Here is a 23,564-nt window from a genome sequence, read left to right on the forward strand (position 1 = left end):
AGAGCTTAACCACCAGGAGCCGCGCCGCTGCGTACCTTGCGATGGTTGATCGGCTGTAACGCCCGCAAAATCGGGCTTTTGTGCTCCGGGAGAGTCTGTGTGGGCATTTAGATTGCCTTCAGCCAATGCTGGCATTGCTGCAAGGGTCAGCCCTTACAGCGCGAGCCCCAACGATGCCCCGCTTCACCGACTTGTCACCCGTTGCGCGCACCGCCGCGAGCACCAATCCCTTCATCAATGCGCTGCTCCCCTCGCAAGCCGCGTTCCGGCTGGTCTGGTCGACCAAGGATGCCGGGGGCATCACGCAGATCAGCTACAGCTTCCCCTGGGCAGGAGGCGTCGCCAGCCAGTTCACCGCGCCCTATGGCAAGGCCGAGAACACCGCCGCGGTCACTGGCGCAGTGACCAGCGATCAGGCCGCCATGATCACAAAGGCCTTCGGCGCGTGGTCGGCGGTTGCCAAGATTGCCTTCAAGAACGTGGCGGAAACGGCTGACGGCACAGTTGGCGATATCCGCGTCGCGTTCTCCTCGGCGGTGTCGGCTGGCTATTGGGGCTATTCGCTGGGCGTTTCGGACGGCCGCAGCAACGCGCATGGCGATATCTGGATCGATGATGCGATCATCGGCCAGTCCTTCGCGCCGGGCACCTACAACTACCTGGCGATGCTGCACGAGATCGGCCACAGTCTCGGTCTCAAGCACTCGTTCGAGGCGCCGAAGATCCCGGCAGGCTTCGACAACCAGCGCTACACGATCATGTCCTATACCTCGCCCGAAAAGGTCTGGTGGACGAACCCGGCCACGGGACGCGCCGAGTTCCTAGTCAAGACGCCGATGGTCTACGACATCCAGGCGATCCAGACGCTCTACGGCGCAAACATGACATACCATACGGGTAGCGACACTTACGCTTTCGACCCCGCCGCGCCTTCGTTCGAGGCGATCTGGGACGCAGGCGGAACGGACACCTTCAGCATCGCGGCATTCACGGGCGGTTGCACGGTGGACCTGACGCCGGGAGCCTATTCCTCACTTGCGTACAACTCCGTTGCGCTGACCAACAACATCGGCATCGCGTTTGGCTGCAATATCGAAAACGCGCTGGGCGGCGCGGGCGCGGATACGCTGCTGGGCAATGAGCTTGCCAATACGCTGGACGGCGGTCCGGGGGCGGATACCCTGCGCGGCAATGGCGGCAACGATACGCTGCTGGGCGGGGCCGGGAATGATCTGCTCGATGGCGGCGCCGGCAACGACACGCTTTCGGGCGGCGAGAATGACGATGTGCTGATTGGCGGCGCCGGGGACGACAAACTCGACGGCGGCGCGGGCAACGATACCGCCAGCTATGCCTCGAGCAGCGCGGGCGTGCGGGTGAGCCTCGCCATCACCGCGCCGCAAGCGACAGGCGCCGCCGGAAACGACACCCTGACGGGAATCGAGAACCTGATCGGCGGCACCGGCGCGGATCTGCTGGTCGGCGATGCCGGCGCCAATGTGCTCGATGGCGGCAACGGGGCGGATCAGCTCCTCGGCGGCGGCGGCGCCGATATCCTCATCGGCGGCGGCGGACGCGATATGCTGGAAGGCGGCGACGGCGGCGATGTGTTCCGTTTTGCGGCGATCACCGATCTTGCCGGGACCAGCGCGACGACCGCCGACGTGATCCTCGATTTCAGCAGTGCGCAAGGCGATCGGATCGACTTGTCCGGCATCGATGCCAACAAGCTGACCGCCGCGGTGAACGATCCCTTCATCTGGATCGGCAAGTCAGCCTTCACCAAGGTCCCCGGACAGCTGCGCTACGAGGTGACCAATGGCGTCGGCCTCGTCAGCGGCGATATCGACGGCAACGGCACCGCAGACTTCGCGATCCGGATCGAAAAAGCCCCGCCGCTCTCTGCGCTCGATTTCGTCCTCTAATTGCGCACAACCTTGAGCGGCACGCCCTGATACGAAAGGCCCGGCAGCAGGCTTTCCTGCTTCATGATCACGCTGCCGGGGCCGACATGCGCGCCCTCACCCACCAGGCAGCCGTAGAGCGGGACGGTGCCGGCCGAAACCGTCGCGCCCGCCATGATCCGCACTTTGTCGACCTTGAGCACGCGGTCTTCGAAGGTGTGCGCCTGGAAGAACGCGGTAACGGTCGCGCCGTCGCCGATCTCGATCATGTCGGGATCGACGACTTGCGAGAACTGCGGCCCGAGCACCGCACCCTTGCCGATCTTGAGCCCCATCAGGCGCAAGTAGGCCGTGAGCAGGAACGTCCCTTCAAGTTGCTGGAGGATCGCATTGGCATAGCGCGCCCAGGCGACGAACACGAAGTCCCAGCGGCTCGCCCAGCAGGACCACAGCGCATGCTGGCCGGGCTTGACGCGACCCATCAGCGTCCACTTCAGCACGGTGACGGCAAGCAGCAACGCCACGAGCGGCATCAGCGTCGCCAGCGGGATCACGATCAGCGCGAATTCGAGGTCGGTCGATTCCGGCGCGCCTTCGACCAGCAGCTTGTACCACAGCACGGTTGCGAGCAGCGTGCCGACCGGCAACACGAAGCGCAGCAATTCCCAGAACACACGGTTGATGTAGCGGATCAGCGAAGGATCGTGCGTAAGGCTGCGGTCCATTTCCACTACCTGCCGGCGCGGCAGATCGAAGCTGGGGCGGCCGAAGCGTGACTGGCCCGCGGAAATCTCGGCGGCATTGGCAACCGTGCTGATGCCGATCAGGATATCGTCGGGCAGGACTTCGCCCGCCGGGATCACCGCGTGATTGCCGAGGAAGGTATTGCGCCCGAGCACGATGGGTTCCAGCCGCACCGTGCCGCGCGTGATCTCCGGCCCGCCGAGGTAGATGCCGTCAGCAAAGAAAGTCTCGGCGCCTATGGTGACCAGTTCGGGCGTCACGTCGAAGATCGTGCTGATCTCGCACTTTTCGCCGATGTTTGCACCGGCAAGGCGCAGCCACTCCTTCCAGAACAACGTGCCCGAAAGCCACTGCCCGGCGTTGAAAGTCGCCGCCGATTTCAGCCAGACGCGGATGTAGGCAAGGCTCCAGCGGTCGATCACGCCGGCCTGCACGCGGCCCATCGCGCGAACCATCAACGCGCTCCAGATGAGGCTCACTGGAACGCTGACGACAGTGACCCCGAACACCACGGCGAGCACCTGCGGATCGAGCTTCGGATCGTAGATCCACGTCCAGATCTCGTTCGAGCCGACACCCAGGAGGTAGCACAGCAGCAGCGCGAGAAGGCCGGTGGGCAGCGCGCCGACGATTGTCGCGGTCCCTTCGGCGGCCAGCGTCACCAGACCGTGGACAACGGGGCTGAGCCGCAAACCACTCTCCGTCAGCGCGGGTGCAGCAGGCGCGGGGCCGACGCGGCGGGCGGGCACGCCGTCCCACAGCTCGCCCGGCGGAATCGTACCCCCGGCATTGAGCACCGAAAGCGGCGCGATCACACTACTCGCACCGACGCGGCAATCGTGTTCGACCGACGCGCGGGTCTGCAGCGTGGCATCCGCCCCGATCACGATCGGCCCGACCACGATATCGCCCCGGTCAAGCTCGACAAGGCCAAGGTGCGCATCCTGCCCGAGTGTCGCGTTATCGCCGATCTCGAGGAGGTCCCAGCCGCCGCGATGGAGATGCACGCCGCGGTGGATATGGACACCGCGCCCGATCTTCGCGCCCAGCAAGCGCAGGACCCCGTTCTGGAACACCGTGCCCGAAAGCATCGGCCAGGGGATCAGCCGCGCGGATTGCACTGTCACCCAATGGCGCAGGTAATACGTGCTCCACACCGGCGCGCGCACCGGACGATAGCGCCCTATCGCGATCCGTTTGACGAGCAGCGTGAAACCCACCGAAACCGGCAGATAGAGCGCAACACCGGCCACCGTGATCAGCGGCGTCAGCAGCACGAAGGCGACGAGATCAAGCTTGTCGAACAGCAGCGGGAAAAGCTCCCAGGCCACTGCCCAGCTGACCCAGCCGCCGAACGCCAGCTCGCCCGCCAGCCAAGCGGTCTGGACGATCCCCGCAAGAACCGGCCGCGCCTTGCCCTTGCGTGTCAATTCCAGCGCAGGATGCTGCGCAGCATTGGCCGCGGCAGCATTGGCTTCCTCACCCAGCGCGGCAAGCGCGCGGACAGAGCGCGCGGCGTAGATGTCGCTGACAGTGACCCAGTCCGCAGCGCCCTCTTCCCGCAGCAGCGTGACCAGCAGCGCGGCGCTCAGGGAATCGCCGCCAAGGTCCTCGAAGAAATCATCCTCGACCGAAACGCCGTGCGGCTGGTTGAGAATATCGGCCACGGCCGCCGCAAGCGCGGTTTCGAGCGGGGTGGCAGGCGGCACCACCGCGCGCGTGGGCGCAGCATCGGCGGTGAATGTCATCGGCGGCAGCGCCGCGCGGTTGAGCTTGCCGCCAACGGTCGTTGGCAGTTCCGCCAACATGCCGATCCGGCGCGGCACCATGTAGCCGGGCACCGTGCTGGAAAGCTGGCTGCGCAAGTCTTCCAGATCGAGCGCCTCCACGCCCTCTCCCGGCACGACATAGGCGACGAGTTCGGGCACGCCGCCAGCATCCTGCAACCTTGCCGCAGCCGCCCGCACGCCGGGCAGCGCAGCAAGCCGCGCCTCGATCTCGCCCAGTTCGACACGGTAGCCCCGGATCTTGACCTGCGCATCGATCCGGCCGTGGTAGAACAGGTTCCCGTCCGGCTCGCGGTGAACGAGGTCCCCGGTGCGGTAGATGCGCCCGCAAATGGGGTGATCGACGAATTTCTCGGCGGTCAGGTCCTCGCGGTGGCGATAGCCGCGCGCCACGCCCGCGCCGCCCATGCACAGTTCGCCCTGCTCGCCCTCGCGGACCGGCTGCAGCGCATCGTCGAGCACGAACGCCTGCATGCCCGGCACAGGGCGGCCGATGGTGATCGGACCGCCGGGCAGGATATCGCCGCGCAGGCAAGTGACGGCGCATTCGGTCGGGCCGTAGCCGTTGACCATGCGGCGACCCCTGGCCCAGCGGTCGGCGATATCGCGGGGCAGCGCCTCACCGCCAACATAGAGCAGCTTCAGATCAGGCAGCGCGGCTTCCGGATCGCGGCAACCGCTGCTGCGCAGCAAAGTTGGCGGCGGACAGAACACGCTCGCGCGCTCACGCCTCAGCCATTCGACGATATCGGGACCAAGCCGAGCGGTCTCATCATCCATCACCACCAGCGTCGCACCCGAAGCGAGTGCCAGCCAGATTTCCTCGATCGAGGAATCATAGGCGGCCGACGAGCCCTGGATGACCCGGTCCGCCGGTGTCAGACCAAATTCGCCAAGATCGGAGGCAACCAGATTGGCCACATTGCAGTGCTCGACCATCACGCCCTTGGGCTTGCCGGTCGTGCCGCTGGTGTAGATCACATAGGCAAGCTGATCGGGCCGCACCTCTTCCGGCAGCACGGCGCCGGTGGGCGGCTCCTGCCGCGCAAGCTCCGCCGCCAGCAGCAGTGGCACCGCGCCTGCGAAAGGCTCCAGTCGCTCGGCGCCCGCAGCATCGGTCAGGACCGCTACGGCATCGGCATCCTCAAGCACTTCGGCGATCCGGTCGTCCGGGAACGAGGGATCGATGGCGGTATATGCGCCGCCTGCCTTGAGCACTGCGATCTGCGCGACATAAAGCATCGGCGACGTGCGCGGCAGCAGCAGCGCGACGATCCGCTCCGCTTCCAGCCGCGGTGCAAGATGCTGCGCGAGCCGATCCGTCAGCGCGGCAAGCTCGGCATAGGTCATCACCTGCCGCTCGGGCCGGGTGCGCGCAGGCGGCACCTCGATCGCCGTGCCATCCGGATAGCGCGCAGCCGCTTCGGCAAGGAACGCGTGGAGCAGGGCAGGACGGACTTCGGAAGCGGTGAACATGCCGCTCCTCTATCGCTGCAGCAATTGCGGTCAAGCGGTCGTTAGACCCAAAACAGTGGAGCAAAAGCCCCATGCCATGGGCCTTTTGCGTGCGGCGGTAGCTTGTGCGAGAACCTGTCCCGCCGCAGCGAAGCAGGGGAGCCGGGTTTGCATATTTCCGCGAGAGCAGTTCTGGCCGTGCTGGCAACGCTGCAGGCCGTGCCCGCCGCATCGCCAGCAGCCGCGAGGGCGCTCGACGTCTATCTTGAAGGCGACCCTTCCGGCCCTGCCCCAGCGCCGGTTTCGGGCGGATTGCTGCTCATCGGCGGCGGTGACCACAGCATCGAGGCGATGCGCTGGTTCATCGCCAAGGCAGGCCACGGCCATATCGTCATCCTCCGGGCCTCGCAGCACGGCGAGGCCAGCACCGAGTTTGTCCGCGAGATCGGCGGCGTGCTTTCCGCCGAAACCTTCGTCACGCATGCCCGTTCCGCCAGCCGCGACGGGCATTTGCTCGAAGCACTGAGCAAGGCTGACGGCGTGTTCATCGCCGGCGGCGATCAGGCGCGCTATGTGCGGCGCTGGCGCGGCACGCCGATTGCCGCCGCGCTCGATGCCCATGTCCGCGCGGGCAAGCCGCTGGCAGGCACCAGCGCCGGGCTCGCGATCCTGGGCGAATACCTCTACGGCGCGATGGATAGCCAGAGCCTGACATCCTCACAGGCACTCGCCGAGCCCTATGGCAAAGGCACCACGATCGAGACCGGGTTCCTCCACCTCGGCCTCCTCAAGGGCGTGATCACCGACAGCCACTTTACCCAGCGCGACAGGCTCGGGCGGCTGTTCGCCTTCCTCGCCAAGGCGCAGGCGAGCAGACCGGCCGATGCGCCGCCCCTGATCGGGCTGGGCATCGACGAAGGCGTGGCGCTTGCTGTGGAACCGGACGGGACGGGGCGAGTCTATCCCTCAGTACCCGGCACCGGCGTTTCGTTGGTTTCCGGCAGCGGGATCGGGCGCGTCGTCACGCCCGGCCCGTTGGCGGCTGCGCGGGTGCGGGTGACCGTGGTCGGGCCGCGCTCGGTGGTGCACCTGCCTGCGGGAACGGTCAAAAATCCGGTCGCCGAGAAGGACTACAGCGCCGGCGGCGGAGCGATCACGCCGCTGCCCTGAAGCGGCTCAGGCGCCGAACAGCCGGCGTACGGCCGCATCGCACAAGGCAATGCAACGCTCGCGCGGGGTGCGCTGGTCGGAGAGGTAGTATTCGATCCAGAGCCCATCGAGCACGGCCGAAAGCAGTGCAATCGCATCGGCCATGGGGAGCGCATCCGTCCGCGCCGGAAGCGCCGCCACAAGGCGCTCGAGCAGCTGGCGCTGGCGCAAGTTGAAGCTGCCTGAAACGCCTGCGAAATCGGCGCGGCTGCGGGCCTGTTGCCAGAACACCATCCAGGCGCCGATGATATCGGGCCCGGCCCAGTCGTCGGAGAAGACCGCGACAAAGTAGCGGTGGAGCGCCTCGGAGGGATCAGCTGCAAACGGCATGGCCGCGGCCTCAAGCTGCGCGAGCATATCCTCGCAGAGCTGTTCGTAGGTTTCGAGGAGCAAGTTGTCCGGATTGCGGAAGTAGTGCCGCAAGAGGCCGTGGCTGACCCCGGCCTGCCGGCAGATCTCGCGCCCCGTCGTGCCTTTGGCGCCAAGCCGGGCAAGGCAGCTCACCGTTGCGGCGACAAGGTCCGCGCGCCTCACCAGCGGAGAAGCGCGGCGGCGGCGCGGGCGCGCCAGTGCGTCTGCAGCAGGGCTTGCCATGTTCACGCCGCCCGCCGCGCCGCGCGCTGGCCAAGCACATAGACCAGGCTGCCGCTGCCCAGCAGCACGGAGGTGAGGCCCAGGATCTTGATCACCGCAAGGAGCTTGTTCGGCTCATCCGTCGCCGGAAACCCCGCCAGCACCAGCGCGGTAAGCGTCGTGGCGAGGCCAATGCAGGCGGAGACTGTCGATGTCACGCGCCCGCCGGGCAGCCGGGTCAAGCCCTCTTCCGCAGGCCGCCCCTGCAGGCGGATCACGGCAAGAAACACCAGCGCAAACGGCAGGAAGGCGGCGATGATCCCCATGCTCACCAGCACGTCATAGGCGCCCTTCACCCCCGTTCCAGCCTGCCCGAGGATGCACAGCACCGCGCCGAGCCCGCCCTGCACGAGGATCGCGACATAAGGCGTGCCCCACTTGGGATGGACACGCGCGAAAACCGGCGGCAGCAGCCGGTCGATCCCCACCGCGAAGGGGATACGCGCCGCGCAGGAGAGGAAACCGCTCGCCGCGCCGAGATTGCCCAGCGTGATGAGCAGCGCGAGCGGCACGATGATCCAGCCCGCTCCCACCTTCTGCGCCGCCACCGCGCCTGCCTGGATCAGGCCCTGCAGTGTGTTGACCTCACCCGCCGGCATCGCCAGCAGCACCGCGAACGTGCCGATGATGTAGCACGAGACGATCACCACACCTGCAATCGGCAGCGCGCGCGGGATCGTGCGGCGCGGGTCCTTGATCTCGCCGCTCATGAACGAGGCGGTCTCCGCGCCCGAGAGCGCAAAGGCAATCGCGGCCCACATGATCATGTGCTGGATATCGAAGACCGGCACGAAGGAATGCGGAGTGAACGTGGTCGCCGAGCCGAACTGCCACCACGCCATCGCGCCCAGCACGATCACGATCAGCGCCGGCCCCCACATGCCGACCGCGCCGAGATTGTGCAGCCAGCGCCCGAAGCGCAGCCCGAAAATGTTGATCGCGGTGATGAACGCTAGTGCCCCGAGCGCAAAGCTCATGAAGAACACCGGATTGCTGCGCAGATGCAGCCAGTTTGTCCCGCCGATGTAGATCGCGTTGCCCGCATCGAAATAAAGCACGCTGGGGAAATAAGGGAGGTTCGAGGTAAAGTAGCTCCACCCCGCCATGAACCCCACGTATGGCCCGAAGGCTTCGCGCGTCCAGATATAGAGCCCGCCTTCCTGCGGGTAGCGCGAGGACAGTTCGACGATGGCGAGCACGAAGGGCAAGTAGAAGCACAGCAGCGCGCCGACCCAGATCACGATCGAACTCGGCCCGAACGCCGCCGCCGTCGCGATCCAGCGCAGGCTGACCCCGGTCACGACATAGAACATCGCAAGATCGGCAACGCCCATCACCTTTGGAGGATGGGGCGCCCCGCCGGCCATCAGCGATTTGCCTGCTTCTTCGTATCGCGCAGCACCTGCATCGCCGCGTTATGCCCGGGCGCCCCGGTGACCCCGCCGCCGGGATGCGCCCCCGCGCCGCAGAGGTACAGCCCCTCGACCGGCGTCCGATATTGCGACCAGCGCGGCACCGGGCGCATCGAGAACAGCGCGCCGGGGTGCAGATCACCGTGGAAGATATTGCCTTCGGTGAGGCCGTAGATCCGCTCCAGATCAAGCGGGGTGAGCATCACGCGGCCGAGAATCAGCTCGCGCAGGTTCGGCATGTGGCGGCTGATCTGATCGATGATCGATTCCGCCAGCGCCTCGCGCTTCTCGTCCCAGGTCCCTTCGCGCAGCTTGTAGGGCACATACTGGATGAAGCAGGTCAGCATGTGATGCCCCGGCGGGCAGAGGCTGTCGTCGACGAGGCTGGGGATCACGCAGTCGATCCACAGTTCCTCCGGGATATCGCCGAAGCGCGCGATATCGGCGCAGCGCTGCGCGCCTTCGAGCGTGGGCGCAATGGTCAGCAGCGCGCGCTCCAGTGGCGTGGCGTCGGGCTTGCGGCCGATGACCATCGGCTCTCCCGAAAGCGCGATGTTCAGTTTGGCTGCCGGGCCGCCCATCTTGATCGCGGCAATATCGCGGCGAAAATCCTCGGGCAGATCGGCCTTGGCCAGCAGCGACAGGAACGTGCGCTTGGGATCGGCATTGGAAAGCACGACTTTCCCGCGCACCTGCCGCCCATCGGCCAGGGTCACGCCGGTCGCCCGCCCGCCGAACACATCGATGCTGGCGACCGGCGCGCTCGTTTCGATCACCGCGCCAAAGCCGCGCGCGGCAGCAGCAATCGCGCCGGAAACCGCGCCCATGCCGCCCATCACATGACCGTTGAAGCCCTGCACCGCGTTGTCCCCGCCCGCAAGCAAGTGGAACAACAGCCCGACCGCCGAACCCGGCTCATAGGGCCCGCCATGCTTGCCATAGACGTTGTTGGCCAGGATCATGCGCTTGGCCGCATCGGATTCGAAGTGCCGGTCAAGAAACTCGCCAAGGCTGCCGGTGAGGAACTGCACCATCTCGCCGATCTCGGTGCCCTTGATGCGGCGGAAGCGGCGGAGCATCCGCAGCCCCTCGCGCAGCCGGTCAAGCCCGCGCGCAGCGAGGTCGGGCGGGGATTCGAGGAAGAACGGCTGGAGATAAGCTGCAAGCGCCTTCAGCTTGCGGTCGACTTCGAGAAAGGCCTCGGCATCGCGCGCGGAAAAGCGGGCGATTTCCTGCGCAGTGCGTTCGGTATCGGCCCACCAGCGGATGATCTCACCCTCGCCCAGCGGAACCGTGAGGATCGGATCGCAGGCCAGCATGCGCAGGCCGTGGCGGCCGAGATCGAGATCGCGGATCACCGTCGGCATCAGCATCGAGGCGATGTAGGAGGTGAAGGAAACGCGGTGCCCCGGGATCACCTCCTCGGTCACGCAGGCCCCGCCAACGATCGGCCGCGCTTCCAGCACCAGCACCGAACGCCCGGCCTTGGCCAGATAGGCCGCCGCGGTCAGGCCATTGTGGCCTGCGCCGACGATGATCGCATCCCAGACCTTGTCCGTCACACTCATGGCCGCGCCGCTCATCCCCCTCGCTTTCAGGCTGGATGAGTGCCGCAATGGCGCTTATAAGGCAAGCGTCTAATAAGCGGATAGGAGCGGCGTGATGGGGGATACGGCCAATGGCGGAATGGAGCGCTCGCTCGAAAGCACCGCCTACCTGACGGCCGAAGCCTACACGCGTGACAAGGCCGCCATCTTCCACCGCCAGTGGTTCTGCGCCGGGCGTGAGGAGGACTTCCCCGCCCCCGGCGATCACAAGGTGCTCGATATCGCGGGCGAAAGCGTCATCGTCGTGCGCGGCAAGGACGGCGCACTCCATGCGCACTACAACGTCTGCCGCCACCGCGGCGCGCGCATGTGCGATGCGGCGAGCGATGCGCGCTGGGGCGTCGACCTCGATGCCGGGGTTGTCGGCAAAACGATGATCCGCTGCCCCTATCACGGCTGGTCTTATGGGCTCGATGGCCGCCTGCTCGCCGCGCCCCAGCTGCAGGATGCGCCGGGCTTCGACAAGAGCCAGTTCAGCCTGCATCCGGTTTTGGTCCAGACCTGGGGCGGCTTCGTCTTCCTCAACCTCTCGGGCGAAACCGCGCCCGATTTCGCCGCCGGCCTTGCCGAGCCCGCGCGCCGATTGGCAAACTACCCGCTCGCCGATCTCGTGACTGCCGAGACCATCCGCTACGAGGTCAAGGCCAACTGGAAGCTGATCCTCGAAAACTACAACGAGTGCTACCACTGCCCCGGCGTCCATCCGGAGCTCACCGCCATCGTGCCTGCCTTCAAGGTGCGCGGCGGGATCGACCTCGATTGGGAAGCCGGCATCCCCCACCGCGAGGGCGCCTGGACTTACACCATGGACGGCACGACCACCCGCGCGCCCTTCCCCGGCCTCTCGGAGGAGGAAAAGGTGCGCCACAAGGGCGAGCTGATCTATCCCAACCTCATGCTCAGCGTGAGCTGCGAACACGCCGCCGCCTTCGTGCTCTGGCCCCTCGCGGCAGACCGCACGCTGATCGAATGCCGCTTCCTGTTCCACCCGGATGAAGTGGCCAGATCAGACTTCGACCCATCCGACGCCGTCGATTTCTGGGATATCGTCAACCGCCAGGACTGGGCCGTGTGCGAACGCGTCCAATCCGGCATCGCCGCACGCGTCCACACCCACGGCTACTACGCCCCGATCGAAGACTTGAGCCTCGATATCCGGCGCTACATCGAAAGCTGCGGGGAGCCTTGAGGTTTCGGGAGTCGGCAGAGGCACTTGGCGGAGAGGCAGGGATTCGAACCCTGGATACGGTTGCCCGTATGCCGCATTTCGAGTGCGGTGCATTCGACCACTCTGCCACCTCTCCGCGAAGTGTCGTTGAGCCGGCGAGAAGCCGTCCCGGTCGAGGAAGCGCGCCGTTAGCGCATGGCCCCGCGCTTGCCAAGGGGAAACATGTGACACTTCCCCGACAATCCACGGCGAATGCACCAAGGCTCGCTTGTTTCCCGGCGGGAGGCGCCTATATTCGAGCATATGGACCGAGCGAGTTTCTTTTCGCCCCAGGCTGGCCGTGAGATCACGGCTCCCCACGTTTCACGAGCGCGCTTCGCCATTGGCGATGTCGTCAGGCACAAGCTCTTCGATTTTCGCGGCGTCATCTTCGATATCGACCCGGTCTTCGCCAACAGCGAGGAATGGTACGAATCGATCCCGGCCGAAATTCGCCCCCCGCGCGAACAGCCGTTCTATCACCTCCTCGCCGAGAATGACGAGAACAGCTACGTCGCCTACGTCAGCCAGCAGAACCTGATGTCGGATGCCGAGGGTGGCCCGGTGGACCACCCTTCGGTGCACGAGATGTTCGAGGCTTTCCGCGAGGGCCGTTATCGCCTGCGCCGCGGCCTCTCGCACTGATGTGACGCGCTGACGGCGGCGCTTGCCGCCGTCACACGCGGGTTCAGGCCTTCAGCTTCCAGCCCGACTGGAAGATGTAGTAGATCGCCACCCACAGCACCAGGTTCAGCACGCCGAGCCCGATCGCGCCGTGCAGCACGGCTTCGTTGGTCGTGCCGATGTCGCTCTGGCCGAGGAAGCCGAAGCGGAAGCCAGAGATCACGTAGAAAATCGGGTTGAACCGGCTGATTGTCTGGAATGTCGGCGACAGGTTGCTGATCACGTAGAACGTGCCCGAAAGCATCGACATCGGGGTGATCACGAAGTTGGTGATCGCCGCGTTGTGATCGAACTTTTCCGCCCAGAGCGAGGTCAGCACGCCGATCAGCGCGAGCAGGATCGAACCCATCAGCCCGAACCAGATCACCGCCCAGGGATGGTGCACTGTCAGGTTCACTCCGGGCCAGAACGCCATCGCCGCCGCCACCGCAAGGCCGACGAGGATCGCGCGCGTGACCGCGGCGGCCACCAGCGCAAGGATCAGTTCGGCATTCGAGATCGGCGGCATCAGGTAATCGATGATCGTGCCCTGGATCTTGCCGACAAGCAGCCCGAAGCTCGAATTGGCGAAGGAATTGTTGATCATCCCCATCGCGATGAGGCCCGGCGCGACGAAGGTGGCGAAGGGCACGCCCAGCACAATGCGCCCGCCGCCGCCCAGCGCCAGCGTAAAGATCATCAGATAGAGCAGCGTTGTCACCGCCGGAGCCCAGATCGTCTGGGTCTGCACCTTGAAGAAACGGCGCACCTCCTTCATATAGAGGGTCCACAGCCCCAAGCGATTGATGCTGCGGAAGCGCACTTCGCCCGGCGGTGGAAAATCCCCCGCTCGGCTGGGTTGTTCACGATAGGAAGCAGCCCCGGCGTTGGGACCAGAGAGATCTGGAGTTGGTTGATCGGCCATGTCCGGTGCGGTATCGCGCATGCCGGATCATGGCAAGGCATTGCACCGCCTACCCCACCGGGTAAGCTGAAGTCCTGCGGCGAAACGTGTGCGCAGGGCAAGTTCTGAAGGATTTAAGACGGCATGAGCTGGACGGACGAGCGGATCGAGAAGCTGACCAAGATGTGGGAAGGTGGTGCCACCGCCAGCCAGATCGCCGAAGAACTCGGCGGGGTCAGCCGCAATGCCGTGATCGGCAAGGCGCATCGCCTTGGCCTCAAGGCGCGGCCTTCACCGGTCAAGCCCAACGAAAAGAGCGAAGCGGCGCCCGCCAAGGCAGCGCGCCCAGCGCCAGAAGCGTCCGCACCCGAACCGCGCGCTGCAACGCCGCGTCCGGCGCCCGCTCCCGCACCGTCGGCACCTGCCCAGCCCGCCCCTGCCCCGCGCGCGCCGGCCGCTCCGGTTGCCGCTGCGCCGAAGCCGGCTGCCCAGTCGGCAAGCACCATTCCTGACGCGCCCGTCAGCACACCGCAGCCGCGCATCGTCTCGGTTGGCCCCGGCGGTTTCCTGCGTCAGGGTCCCGGCGACCAGCAGGCGCCGATCCCCCCTGCCCCGCCCCGCCGTCTCGTGCCCGCACGGCCGAGTCACGAAGTGGCCGACAAGACCGGGCTGCTCGACCTTAACGACCGCATTTGCCGCTGGCCGATGGGCCACCCGGGCGAACCCGATTTCCACTTCTGCGGCGACAAGGTGAACCCCGGCTTCCCCTATTGCGTCGAGCATTGCGGGCGTGCCTATCAGGCGCAGCTGCCGCGTGGCCATCGCCGCCCGCCGCCGCCGATGCCCTTCGGCGGCCCAAGAGTGCGCTGAAGGCTTTGCTACGTTAAGTCCGATCCGGTCCAAAAGCCGCTGATTTGCAGCGCTTTTGGCGCCGCGCTCTGGTTAATACCGCTTCGGCCGCGCCGTTCTTGTTTGCATGAGCGAACAGACGTCAGACGAGAACGCGCGCAAACCGCGCTGGTGGCATTGGTTCAGCATCAGTGCCGCCGATGATGCGATGGAGCCGGCTGGGCCTGCCGCGCAGTCCGCCGGCACGAACGAACTCACCGCGCGCGAAGTCTGGCTTCCGGCCAAGCGGCGCATGATCAGCAAGATCGCAGATTTCCTGATCGACCATGATCTCGAAATCCTGCCGACCACGCTGACGGTAGCCTACGAATGCGTCACCGGCGGTGCGCCCCGCATTGCCCAGTCGATCCTCGAACGCACCGAAAAGGGCCTCCCGATCACGCTGAAGTGGATCGAGGAACAGCGCGGCGAAAGCACGCACGAGAAGAGCAGCGATGCGCTTGCGGTGCTGATGGGCCGGCTCGAGGACAGTCTGGACGAGTTCACCAGGACCACGACCGGCGCGCGCACGGCCACCAGCGAATACAACAGCGCCCTCAAGGAGCATATCGACGAGCTGGAAGGTGTCGGCCGCGCTGGCGTCGTGATCACCGAACTGGCGGCGCTGACCCGCGCGATGATGGAGCGCAGCATCGTGATCGAGAGCGAGCTCGCCTGCAGCGAACGCCGCGCGCAGGGCTTGCAGACCTCGCTCGACGAGACCCGGCGTCTCGCCGAAGTAGACCACCTGACCGGCCTCCCCAACCGGCGCGCCTTCGATCAGATGCTGGAGCGCGAGATGCGCGAGGCCAGCAAGGCGGGCGAGGAGCTCTGCATCGCCTTCGTCGACATCGACCATTTCAAGCGCGTAAATGACGCACACGGCCACCCCGCTGGCGACCGCGTGCTCAAGTTCGTGGGCGAGACGCTCAATCGAATCGCCGATGCCCGCTGCTTCGTGGCGCGGCACGGCGGCGAGGAATTCGCCGTCATCTGGCGCAATCATACCGTTGATATGGCGTGGAAGAAGCTCGACTCCGCGCGGCAGGAAATCGCCGAACGCCGGCTCGTGAACCGTGCCAATGACACGCCATTCGGCAAGATCACCTTCTCCGGCGGGATCGCGGACGCCTTTGCCTTTCCAGACAAGAGCGCAGCCATGAAGGCAGCCGACGAAGCGCTCTATGCCGCCAAGCAATCGGGCCGCAACCGCATCCTCAGGGCCGGCGAGAACCCCGATCCGCAGGCGAAGGCGGCTTGAGCAGAAACACGACATAGCCCCCAAATTGTCGGTCCCGCGCCAAGGCTGAGGGCGGCGTCCACTCCCCGCCTTCCACCAGTGCGATCTTGTGCGGTATCGGCAGGCTATCGATGTGGCCGAACCACGCCGCATAGCCGGGGATCGTGTGGCGGCCCTGATAGGTCTGGATCACCACTTCATCGACCAGCCCCGCAAGCCGGGCAAGCTCCACCGGATCGCCGTTCGCGCTCCAATCGAGCAGGCCGGTGATCGAAAGCCGCGTGCCCGGCGGCAGTTCGCGGCGCACTTGCTCAAGGAATGCCCGGTAATGGGCCAGGCCCGGCGTTGCGGCATCGAAATCGATCTGCAGCCCCTCCAGCCGGTTTCCGGCCGCGCGCCAACGCGCGAGCATCGCGCGCACGGCGTCCCAGGTCGCGGCATCCCAATCGAGCCGCTCCGTGCGCACGGTGAGCCACACGTCCGGCCCGCTGAGGTGCGGCACGCCCGCGCGCATGTTGATCAGCCGCACCGGACCGCCGCGCCGGATCTCGCCGCCGAGGATATAGAGCTCGCGCGCGTGCTTCACCGCAGGCGGCGGCGGCACCCCGGCCCAGAGGAAGAACCGTTCGTACTGGGCGGGATTGACGCGCGGCGCCTCGGACTTGCCGCAGCTCGCCAGCGCCAGCGCGGCCAGCACGGCCGCCGCGGCCCGCCTCACCAATAGTACTTCTGCTTCTGCGCCCAGAGGCTCTTGGGAAACTCGCGCTTCAGCCGGTCGTACCAGCCTTTGCGCTGGGCGATGGGCACATCCTCCCCGCCGCAGCCATTGTACCCGGAGGGACCATAGCAATTGACCGCGCGGTACAGCGCATAGGCGCGGTCGTCCGGTGCGGTGCGCGGATCGACAATTGCCGCGGCGTAGATTGCCCCGCGCGCCAGCGGCTTGCCGGGAAAGTCGTTGGCCGCGCCGCCCAGCCGCCCTTTGGGCGGCGCGGTATCGAGCGTGGTGAACCCGTCAAAGCCATTGAGGCGCCAGAACTCGCCAAGGCACAGCCGCGCGTGACTGTCCTGCGGATTGGCGGCCAGCGCGGCGACGGTCCCCTGCAGCACAGGGCACGCAAACCCCGCTTGCGCCGTGCGGCCCTTGGCGAACAGCCCCAGCGGCGCAGCTGTGCCGGGCGCAAAGCCCCACAGCCCCTCGGTCGGCGCATCGCCGCGCACGAGCGTCAGATTGGAGCGGAAGCCGGCATAATCGCCCCGGCTCAATTGTTTGTAGAGCAGCGTGAACAGCGCCGCATCGCGCTCGGACTGCAGGCCCTGGCCATCAAGCGCCACGCGGTGCAGCAGCGCCGAGCCGGCGGAATGCGTCAGCAGGATTTCGCGCACCATGCGGTCGGTGATCGGCGATCCGGGCGCGAAGACCTGCGCCAGCTTGCCGTGCCGCTCCCAGTTCATCGCCAGGCCCAGCTCGACTGTCGGGCGCTGCCACAGCGCCTTCGCGCCGCCGAGCAGTTCGAGCCAGAAGCCCGCCTCGTTCGGATCGCCCTTGGCTGCCAGCGCCTGCCCGCGCAGCACCTGCCGGCTGAACGCCAGCGGAGTGTAGGATGCGCGCTTCGCATCATCCGGGATCAGCTGGAGAACGCGCGCATAGTCCTTCGTGACATAGAAGGCATGGTTGGCCTGAAGGAAGGCGAAGAGCTCGGGCGCACGCAGGAAGCTTGCTTGCTGGCTTGCCAGCGTGGCCGCATCGATCTGCTTGTCAGCGCCGCCCAGATCATAGCGCTCATCCGGATCGACAACGCGCATCGCCATGAGGTCCGCCGCCGCGAGCAGCAGCAGTCCGCCGCCGCGCGGATTGGGATTGTCCGCGTTGGAGAGATACTTGCCGTCCGCTTCGTTGAGCAGGTCGACCAGCGCTTCGCCCTCCTTGGGCGCCCCGGTCAGCACGCTCTCGTAACGCTGGCCGAGCGCGGCAAAATCGCCGGAAAGCCAAAGCGCACGCCGCTCCAGGCCCTTCGCGGACTCGGTGTAGCGTCCCTTGGGATAGGCCTTGATATAGTCGGCCAGCGCTGCCTTGCCGCGCAGGGCTGCTGCCTTGTCGACTGCCTTGAGGCCGCCGAAATAGCCGTATTCGTCCGTGCTGTGCAGCAGCGCCTCACCAAGCCAGGCGCGGGCAACCATGTAGCGCGCGGTTTCGGCAACCCAGGGATCGGGCGCGCTGGCGAGCGCGGCATAGCCGTTCGCCGCTTCGCTATAGCGCGTGGCATAGAACGCGTCGGACGCAGTCAGATAGCCAAGGAAAGCCTTCCCCGGCGCGCTGCTCGCTGCAACCCCGGGCAACACGGCGGGCAGCTTGGGATCGGCACAGCGCGCAACCAGCTGCATCCGTGCGTTTGCAAGCACGGATCGCTCGGCCTGCGGCACCGCGCGGTTGGCCGCAAGTGCATCGGTAAATTGCGGGGTCGCGGCGCGAAATGCCGCGCAAGGTCCATCGATGACATTGGCAGGCGGCTCGGCCTGCGGATCGAACGCGGGCACCCATTGCCGCGTCACCATGCCCCAATCGAGGAACGTGTGGCCGAAGCCTTCCTCGTCGTATTCGGGCTTGGGATAGTCCCCGCCGCCCGTGACGGCTCCTGTCAGCCCCAGCCCAGCCGAATCGCGCAGCAAGGCAAGCAGGTTGACCCGGCTGTCGTTCCCCGGCCCGATCACCACCCGGTTGTGGCAGGCCTGCGCCCCGCCAAACAGCGACCATGCCGGATCGCAGCCCACATCCGCGCAGGCCAGCGCTGCACCCGATGAGGCAAGCAGCCCCGCCATGACCACGCCCTTGGTGCGCTTCAGCCGCATCGTCGTCCCTCTCGCTTAGCTGCGGGAGGCATCGTTCCCCCGGCGCATGCGCCAAGGCAAGAAAAAAGGGCCCGCGTTGCCGCGAGCCCTCATTTCATCTGGCTTCAGGCCGGAGCGATCAGTCGTCCGACTTGAGGAACGCCGGGATATGATCCCCGCCGCCCTCACCGCCGCCACGCGGGCCGCGGTCACGACCGCCACCACCGTCACGACGCGGACCACGATCACCGCGCGGGCCACCCGGGCCGCGACGGTCGCCGCCGCGATCACCACGATCCGGGCGATCACCACGCGGCTCGCGCGGTTCGCGGGGCGGACGGGTGTCTTCGAGCTCGGCGCCGGTTTCCTGATCGACAACGCGCATCGAAAGGCGAACCTTCCCGCGCGGATCGATCTCGAGGACCTTGACCTTCACGGCCTGGCCTTCCTTCACCACATCGGTGGGCTTCTCGACCCGCTCGTTGCGCATTTCCGACACGTGGACGAGACCGTCCTTGCCGCCCATGAAGTTCACGAACGCGCCGAAATCGACGATGTTCACGACCTTGCCATCATAGACCTTGCCGACTTCGGCCTCTTCCACGATGCCGAGGATCCACTTCTTCGCGGCTTCGATCTGGTTGATGTCGGAAGAGCTGATCTTGATCAGGCCTTCGTCGTCAATGTCGACCTTCGCGCCGGTTTCCGCAACGATCTCACGGATCACCTTGCCGCCGGTGCCGATGACTTCGCGGATCTTCGACTTGTCGATCTGGATCGTCTCGATGCGCGGAGCATGGGCCGAAAGCTCGGTGCGAGCCGAACCCAGCGCCTTGGTCATCTCGTTCAGGATGTGCGCACGGCCTTCGCTCGCCTGATGCAGCGCCTTGGCCATGATCTCGCGCGTGATGCCCGCGATCTTGATGTCCATCTGCATCGTGGTGATGCCCGCGCTGGTGCCGGCGACCTTGAAGTCCATGTCGCCGAGGTGATCCTCGTCGCCCAGGATGTCCGAAAGAACGGCGAACTCGTCGCCTTCAAGGATCAGGCCCATCGCGATGCCCGAAACCGGACGTTCGATCGGAACGCCCGCATCCATCATCGAAAGGCAGCCGCCGCAGACGGTCGCCATCGAGGACGAACCGTTCGACTCGGTAATGTCCGAGAGCACGCGGATCGTGTAGGGGAAGTCTTCCTTGCTCGGCAGCACCGGGTGCAGCGCGCGCCACGCCAGCTTGCCGTGGCCGACTTCGCGGCGGCCCGGAGCACCGAAACGGCCAACTTCGCCAACCGAGTACGGCGGGAAGTTGTAGTGCAGCATGAAGCGCTGATACGACAGGCCGTCGAGACCGTCGATCATCTGCTCGGCGTCCTTGGTGCCCAGCGTGGTGGTGCAGATCGCCTGCGTTTCACCGCGCGTGAAGAGCGAGGAACCGTGCGTGCGCGGCAGGAAGCCGACGATCGATTCGATCGGGCGGACCTGCGTGGTGGTGCGCCCGTCGATACGCGTGCCGTCCTTGAGGATGGCGCCGCGCACGATATCGGCTTCGACCTTCTTCATGGTCTTCATCGCGACCATCTGGGTCTGCGGACCTTCCGCGGCAAATGCTTCCTTGGCCTTGGCCCGCGCTTCGTTGAGCGCGTTCGAACGCGCCGACTTGTCGGTGAGCTTGTAGGCCGCAGCCACATCGGCGCCGACCAGCGTCTTGAGCTTGGCCTTGATGTCCGCCGTGTTGTCGGTGAGGTCGATTTCCCAGGGGTCCTTGGCGGCCTTCTCGGCGAGCGAGATGATCGCGCCGACAACCTTGCGGATCTCGTCATGCGCAAACATGACCGCGCCGAGCATTTCGTCCTCGGTCAGTTCCTTGGCTTCGGATTCGACCATCATCACGGCCGCATCGGTGGCTGCGACGACGAGATCGAGGCGGCCTTCGGCAACCTGCGAAAGCGACGGGTTGAGCTGGTATTCGCCGTCCTTGAAGCCAACGCGGGCAGCCGCGATCGGGCCCATGAACGGCACGCCCGAGATGGTCAGCGCAGCCGAGGCAGCGATCATCGCAACCACATCAGGCTCGGTCTCGCCATCATAGCTCAGCACCTGGGCGATGACGTTGATCTCGTTGTAGAAACCTTCGGGGAACAGCGGACGCACCGGGCGATCGATCAGGCGGGAAACCAGCGTTTCCTTTTCCGTCGCGCCGCGCTCGCGCTTGAAGAAGCCACCCGGGATGCGCCCGGCGGCCGAGAACTTTTCCTGGTAGTGCACGGTCAGTGGGAAGAAGTCCTGGCCTTCCTTGACCTTCTTGGCGGCAGTCACCGCGCAGAGCACAACCGTTTCGCCATACGTGGCGAGGACCGCGCCGTCAGCCTGACGGGCAATGCGGCCGGTTTCCAGAGTGAGGGTCTTGCCGCCCCACTCCAGCGATACTGTCTTGACGTCGAACATGCGTTTTCCTTCGAGCCCGCGCACCAAATTGCGCACGGGGTTTGCTGCCGGGTGTGCCGTCCCGGTCCGGTGCGGGGCCTGTTTGCGGCCCCCGGATTGCCCGCCTGCCGAATTGCAAAGCGGGTGCCAGATGCAAAAAGCGGCCCACGTGGGGGCCGCTTTCCGCTTGGTTACTTGCGCAGACCGAGCTTCTGGATGAGGGCATTGTAGCGCGCCACATCCTTCTTCTTCAGATAGTCCAGCAGCGAGCGCCGCTTGTTGACCATCATCAGCAGCCCGCGGCGCGAATGGTTGTCCTTGTGGTGAGCCTTGAAGTGCTCCGTCAGGGTCAGGATACGGCTGGTCAGGATCGCGACCTGGACTTCGGGCGAACCCGTGTCGTTGGTGCCGCGCGCGTTGCCCGCAATGACTTCCTGCTTCTTTTCTGCGCTAATCGACATTATTCATCACTCCGCGACATCGGGAAGGTTGAACCCCCGTGCGACGGTCAGGACGGAGCCTGAAAGCTCTACCAGCGCGACCGGCGTTTTGCCGCTGCGCACCCAGTAAAGCCCGTCGGTATGGGGCAGCCCGTCAAGAACGCGGCCCTGGCGGACCGCTCTTGCCTGCTCGGGCGAAAGGTCAAGAGCCGGGATGTCGGCCAGCCCTGCCTCCAGCGGCAAGAGTACGTGTTCAAGGGGTGCGCCCTTACCCACCTCGTTCAATTTGTCCAGCGAAATCGCTTGGGGCAAGCCGAACGGCCCCGCGCGCAGGCGGCGCAGCATCGTGACATGGCCGACCGTGCCAAGCGCATGAGCAATATCTCGCGCGAGGCTGCGGATATAAGTGCCCTTGGAGACATTGGCTTCCAACGTGGCGTAGAGCTTGCCCTCATCCCACCATGAACCACGATATTCGAGACGGTGGATTGTCACATGACGGCTTTTGAGCGCAACCTCCTCGCCGGCCCGTGCCAGATCATAAGCACGTTTTCCGTCCACCTTGATCGCTGAATAGGCGGGCGGAGTCTGCTCGATCGGACCGGTGAACTGGATCAGCACGTCTTCAATGTCGGCATCATCCACAATGCCGACGACGCTTTCAACCTCGCGTACAATCCTGCCTTCAAGGTCGAGAGTATCCGTCTCGATGCCATAGCAGGTGGTGAAGGCGTAGACTTTGCTCGCATCGAGCATCCGCCCGCACAGCTTGGTCGCCTCGCCCAGCGCAATCGGCAGCACACCTGTCGCCAGCGGATCGAGCGTGCCGCCGTGGCCGACCTTGACCTTGCCGTAGCCTGCCTCGCGCAAGTTGCGCTTGACCGCCCCCACGGCCTGCGTCGAACCCAGCCCGTGCGGCTTGTCGAGAATGATCCAGCCATTGACCATGCCCTGCGCGCTCAATCGAGCTCGGGCCCGGCCACCAGCGCCACGATATGATCGAACTGGCTCAGCATCCACTCCATCGGCGGGCCGATCAGCCGGTCGACGATGTGGAGGCCCGGAAACAGCCACGGCAGCACGATGAACACCGCCATGAACAGCGGAATGCCGATGGGCTCGATCCGGTCGAGCAGGCGCACCCCCGCCGCCGGGGCAAGCCCGCGCACGATGCGCGAACCATCGAACGGCGGTAGCGGCAGCAGGTTGAACGTGCCGAGGAACACGTTGATCGCGATGAAGTTCTTGAGATTGTCCACCAAGAACATCGTCGTCGGCCCCGGCGTTCCCTGCGGATCGAGCCGGCGTAGCAGCAGCCCGAAGGCCACCGCGGCCAGCGCCGCCAGCACAAAGTTCGTCAGCGGCCCTGCCGCCGCGACGAATGCCATGTCGCGCTTTGGGTGGCGCAGCCGCGCATAGCTCACGGGGACCGGCTTGGCCCAGCCGAACACCGGCAGGCCCAGCAGCTTGAGCATGCCCGGCAGGATCAGCGTCCCCATCGGATCGACATGCTTCAGCGGATTGAGGCTCAGCCGCCCGCGCTCGTACGCAGTCGGATCACCCAGCAGGCGCGCGGCCCAGCCATGCGCGATCTCGTGCAGCACGATGGCGAACACCATCGGCACGATCACCGTGGCGGCAACATAGAACGGATTGTTCATGGGCGCGCCGCCAGCCAGTCTTCCCGCAGCAAGCCGCAGATCACAGTGTCGCGCACACGCCCCGTCCAGGTCTTGCGTTCGCGCCGCATCACGCCTTCCTCCACCGCGCCAAGCTTGCGCACCGCTGCGCGGCTGCGGGTGTTGATAACGTCGACCTTGAACACCACGCGCTCGTGCCCGCAGGCAAAGGCATGATCGATCATGAGCCGCTTCAACCGCCCGTTGAAGCCGGAACCGCGCAGCGAGGGGAGGATGTAGCTGTTGCCAATCTCGATCGACCAGCCCGGATCGCCAAACGCGATCCACGCGGTCATGCCGACCACCACGCCGTCCCTGAGCACGGCATAGACGCAGCGCCCCGGCGGGCCCGCCAGCAGGCTGTCAAACTGCGGATCGAAATGCTCGCCCGCATAGCAGAAGGGATAGATTTCCCAGATCTCGCTATCTTCGGCACACGCCGCGCGCAGCGCCTCGCGGTGATCCTCGCGCAGCGGCTCGATCCGGAGATCGCCTTCCTCCAGCGGGACATAGAGCTGCGGGGCGCTCATCGCGTGCG

At 65.9% G+C, this 23,564-nt stretch carries 18 protein-coding genes and 1 tRNA gene; 6 read left to right on the forward strand and 13 right to left on the reverse strand.

Going from position 1 to position 23,564, the window contains the following annotated elements:
* The first annotated feature begins 173 nt into the window (after window positions 1-173).
* Window positions 174-1,925, forward strand: a complete 1,752-nt coding sequence (locus ACO056_RS13290; protein WP_421847486.1) for a M10 family metallopeptidase — start codon at window positions 174-176, stop codon at window positions 1,923-1,925.
* Here the strand turns inward: ACO056_RS13290 and ACO056_RS13295 are convergent.
* Window positions 1,922-5,911 carry an amino acid adenylation domain-containing protein gene (locus tag ACO056_RS13295; RefSeq protein WP_421847488.1) on the reverse strand — a complete coding sequence of 1,330 codons (3,990 nt, stop codon included), beginning with the start codon at window positions 5,909-5,911 and terminating at the stop codon, window positions 1,922-1,924. The genes ACO056_RS13290 and ACO056_RS13295 overlap by 4 nt on opposite strands.
* Window positions 5,912-6,088: 177 nt before the next feature.
* Here ACO056_RS13295 and ACO056_RS13300 point away from each other — a divergent pair, with 177 nt between their 5' ends.
* Window positions 6,089-7,060 carry a cyanophycinase gene (locus tag ACO056_RS13300; RefSeq protein ID WP_421847490.1) on the forward strand — a complete coding sequence of 324 codons (972 nt, stop codon included), beginning with the start codon at window positions 6,089-6,091 and terminating at the stop codon, window positions 7,058-7,060.
* A 6-nt stretch (window positions 7,061-7,066) separates the two neighbouring features.
* Here ACO056_RS13300 and ACO056_RS13305 read toward each other — a convergent pair whose 3' ends face one another.
* The 3 genes from ACO056_RS13305 to ACO056_RS13315 are packed head-to-tail and all read right to left on the reverse strand — an operon-like array spanning window position 7,067 to window position 10,727.
* Entirely contained in the window at window positions 7,067-7,693 is a 627-nt protein-coding gene (locus tag ACO056_RS13305) for a TetR/AcrR family transcriptional regulator (RefSeq protein WP_421847492.1), read from the reverse strand.
* 2 nt (window positions 7,694-7,695) lie between these two features.
* Complete coding sequence (locus ACO056_RS13310) at window positions 7,696-9,099, reverse strand: APC family permease (protein ID WP_421847494.1); 1,404 nt, start codon at window positions 9,097-9,099, stop codon at window positions 7,696-7,698.
* Complete coding sequence (locus ACO056_RS13315; RefSeq protein ID WP_421847496.1) at window positions 9,099-10,727, reverse strand: phytoene desaturase family protein; 1,629 nt, start codon at window positions 10,725-10,727, stop codon at window positions 9,099-9,101. Before ACO056_RS13315 ends, ACO056_RS13310 begins: the two co-directional genes overlap by 1 nt.
* Window positions 10,728-10,806: 79 nt before the next feature.
* On the opposite strand from ACO056_RS13315, the gene ACO056_RS13320 reads away from it, so the two are divergent.
* Window positions 10,807-11,940, forward strand: coding sequence for an aromatic ring-hydroxylating oxygenase subunit alpha (locus tag ACO056_RS13320; RefSeq protein ID WP_421847498.1), 1,134 nt, complete (start codon window positions 10,807-10,809; stop codon window positions 11,938-11,940).
* A gap of 25 nt (window positions 11,941-11,965) precedes the next feature.
* On the opposite strand, the gene ACO056_RS13325 is transcribed toward ACO056_RS13320, so the two are convergent.
* Window positions 11,966-12,055 (reverse strand) — tRNA-Ser (locus tag ACO056_RS13325).
* Window positions 12,056-12,222: 167 nt separating this feature from the next.
* Between ACO056_RS13325 and hspQ the strand changes: the two genes are divergently transcribed.
* Window positions 12,223-12,603, forward strand: coding sequence for a heat shock protein HspQ (gene hspQ / locus ACO056_RS13330; RefSeq protein ID WP_421847500.1), 381 nt, complete (start codon window positions 12,223-12,225; stop codon window positions 12,601-12,603).
* Between the two features lie 43 nt (window positions 12,604-12,646).
* Here hspQ and ACO056_RS13335 read toward each other — a convergent pair whose 3' ends face one another.
* Entirely contained in the window at window positions 12,647-13,546 is a 900-nt protein-coding gene (locus ACO056_RS13335; protein WP_421855501.1) for an ABC transporter permease, read from the reverse strand.
* 123 nt (window positions 13,547-13,669) lie between these two features.
* Here ACO056_RS13335 and ACO056_RS13340 point away from each other — a divergent pair, with 123 nt between their 5' ends.
* On the forward strand, window positions 13,670-14,395 hold the full coding sequence (locus ACO056_RS13340; protein WP_421847502.1) for a GcrA family cell cycle regulator: 726 nt from the start codon (window positions 13,670-13,672) through the stop codon (window positions 14,393-14,395).
* Between the two features lie 106 nt (window positions 14,396-14,501).
* Window positions 14,502-15,674, forward strand: a complete 1,173-nt coding sequence (locus ACO056_RS13345; protein ID WP_421847504.1) for a GGDEF domain-containing protein — start codon at window positions 14,502-14,504, stop codon at window positions 15,672-15,674.
* Here the strand turns inward: ACO056_RS13345 and ACO056_RS13350 are convergent.
* The 7 genes from ACO056_RS13350 to ACO056_RS13380 form a co-directional block, all read right to left on the reverse strand.
* Window positions 15,631-16,371 (reverse strand): DUF3142 domain-containing protein, encoded by a 741-nt coding sequence (locus ACO056_RS13350; RefSeq protein ID WP_421847506.1) that lies wholly within the window; start codon window positions 16,369-16,371, stop codon window positions 15,631-15,633. The two genes, ACO056_RS13345 and ACO056_RS13350, sit on opposite strands and share 44 nt — an antisense overlap.
* Complete coding sequence (locus tag ACO056_RS13355; protein ID WP_421847508.1) at window positions 16,368-18,503, reverse strand: hypothetical protein; 2,136 nt, start codon at window positions 18,501-18,503, stop codon at window positions 16,368-16,370. The genes ACO056_RS13350 and ACO056_RS13355 overlap by 4 nt, the downstream gene beginning before the upstream one ends.
* A gap of 118 nt (window positions 18,504-18,621) precedes the next feature.
* Window positions 18,622-20,928 (reverse strand): polyribonucleotide nucleotidyltransferase, encoded by a 2,307-nt coding sequence (gene pnp, locus ACO056_RS13360; RefSeq protein WP_421847510.1) that lies wholly within the window; start codon window positions 20,926-20,928, stop codon window positions 18,622-18,624.
* Between the two features lie 170 nt (window positions 20,929-21,098).
* Window positions 21,099-21,368: a 30S ribosomal protein S15 gene (gene rpsO, locus ACO056_RS13365; protein ID WP_421847512.1), complete on the reverse strand. Its 270-nt coding sequence runs from the start codon at window positions 21,366-21,368 to the stop codon at window positions 21,099-21,101.
* A gap of 6 nt (window positions 21,369-21,374) precedes the next feature.
* Window positions 21,375-22,295, reverse strand: a complete 921-nt coding sequence (truB, locus tag ACO056_RS13370) for a tRNA pseudouridine(55) synthase TruB (protein WP_421855504.1) — start codon at window positions 22,293-22,295, stop codon at window positions 21,375-21,377.
* Window positions 22,296-22,306: 11 nt separating this feature from the next.
* Complete coding sequence (locus tag ACO056_RS13375; RefSeq protein WP_421847514.1) at window positions 22,307-23,008, reverse strand: site-2 protease family protein; 702 nt, start codon at window positions 23,006-23,008, stop codon at window positions 22,307-22,309.
* Complete coding sequence (locus tag ACO056_RS13380; RefSeq protein WP_421847516.1) at window positions 23,005-23,556, reverse strand: GNAT family N-acetyltransferase; 552 nt, start codon at window positions 23,554-23,556, stop codon at window positions 23,005-23,007. The genes ACO056_RS13375 and ACO056_RS13380 overlap by 4 nt, the downstream gene beginning before the upstream one ends.
* Window positions 23,557-23,564: the final 8 nt, after the last annotated feature.

The sequence above is a fragment of the Novosphingobium sp. genome, assembly GCF_965228995.1.
Lineage (GTDB): Bacteria > Pseudomonadota > Alphaproteobacteria > Sphingomonadales > Sphingomonadaceae > Novosphingobium.

What these genes read in the sequence shown, in the direction of transcription:
- ACO056_RS13320 (WP_421847498.1), top strand. Translation starts at nt 10,807, where the DNA reads ATGGGGGATACGGCCAATGGCGGAATGGAGCGCTCGCTCGAAAGCACC.
- ACO056_RS13355 (WP_421847508.1), bottom strand. Translation starts at nt 18,503, where the DNA reads ATGCGGCTGAAGCGCACCAAGGGCGTGGTCATGGCGGGGCTGCTTGCC.
- ACO056_RS13290 (WP_421847486.1), top strand. Translation starts at nt 174, where the DNA reads ATGCCCCGCTTCACCGACTTGTCACCCGTTGCGCGCACCGCCGCGAGC.
- ACO056_RS13335 (WP_421855501.1), bottom strand. Translation starts at nt 13,546, where the DNA reads ATGGCCGATCAACCAACTCCAGATCTCTCTGGTCCCAACGCCGGGGCT.
- pnp (WP_421847510.1), bottom strand. Translation starts at nt 20,928, where the DNA reads ATGTTCGACGTCAAGACAGTATCGCTGGAGTGGGGCGGCAAGACCCTC.
- ACO056_RS13340 (WP_421847502.1), top strand. Translation starts at nt 13,670, where the DNA reads ATGAGCTGGACGGACGAGCGGATCGAGAAGCTGACCAAGATGTGGGAA.
- ACO056_RS13375 (WP_421847514.1), bottom strand. Translation starts at nt 23,008, where the DNA reads ATGAACAATCCGTTCTATGTTGCCGCCACGGTGATCGTGCCGATGGTG.
- ACO056_RS13305 (WP_421847492.1), bottom strand. Translation starts at nt 7,693, where the DNA reads ATGGCAAGCCCTGCTGCAGACGCACTGGCGCGCCCGCGCCGCCGCCGC.
- ACO056_RS13345 (WP_421847504.1), top strand. Translation starts at nt 14,502, where the DNA reads ATGAGCGAACAGACGTCAGACGAGAACGCGCGCAAACCGCGCTGGTGG.
- rpsO (WP_421847512.1), bottom strand. Translation starts at nt 21,368, where the DNA reads ATGTCGATTAGCGCAGAAAAGAAGCAGGAAGTCATTGCGGGCAACGCG.
- truB (WP_421855504.1), bottom strand. Translation starts at nt 22,295, where the DNA reads ATGGTCAATGGCTGGATCATTCTCGACAAGCCGCACGGGCTGGGTTCG.
- hspQ (WP_421847500.1), top strand. Translation starts at nt 12,223, where the DNA reads ATGGACCGAGCGAGTTTCTTTTCGCCCCAGGCTGGCCGTGAGATCACG.
- ACO056_RS13315 (WP_421847496.1), bottom strand. Translation starts at nt 10,727, where the DNA reads ATGAGCGGCGCGGCCATGAGTGTGACGGACAAGGTCTGGGATGCGATC.
- ACO056_RS13295 (WP_421847488.1), bottom strand. Translation starts at nt 5,911, where the DNA reads ATGTTCACCGCTTCCGAAGTCCGTCCTGCCCTGCTCCACGCGTTCCTT.
- ACO056_RS13380 (WP_421847516.1), bottom strand. Translation starts at nt 23,556, where the DNA reads ATGAGCGCCCCGCAGCTCTATGTCCCGCTGGAGGAAGGCGATCTCCGG.
- ACO056_RS13310 (WP_421847494.1), bottom strand. Translation starts at nt 9,099, where the DNA reads ATGGCCGGCGGGGCGCCCCATCCTCCAAAGGTGATGGGCGTTGCCGAT.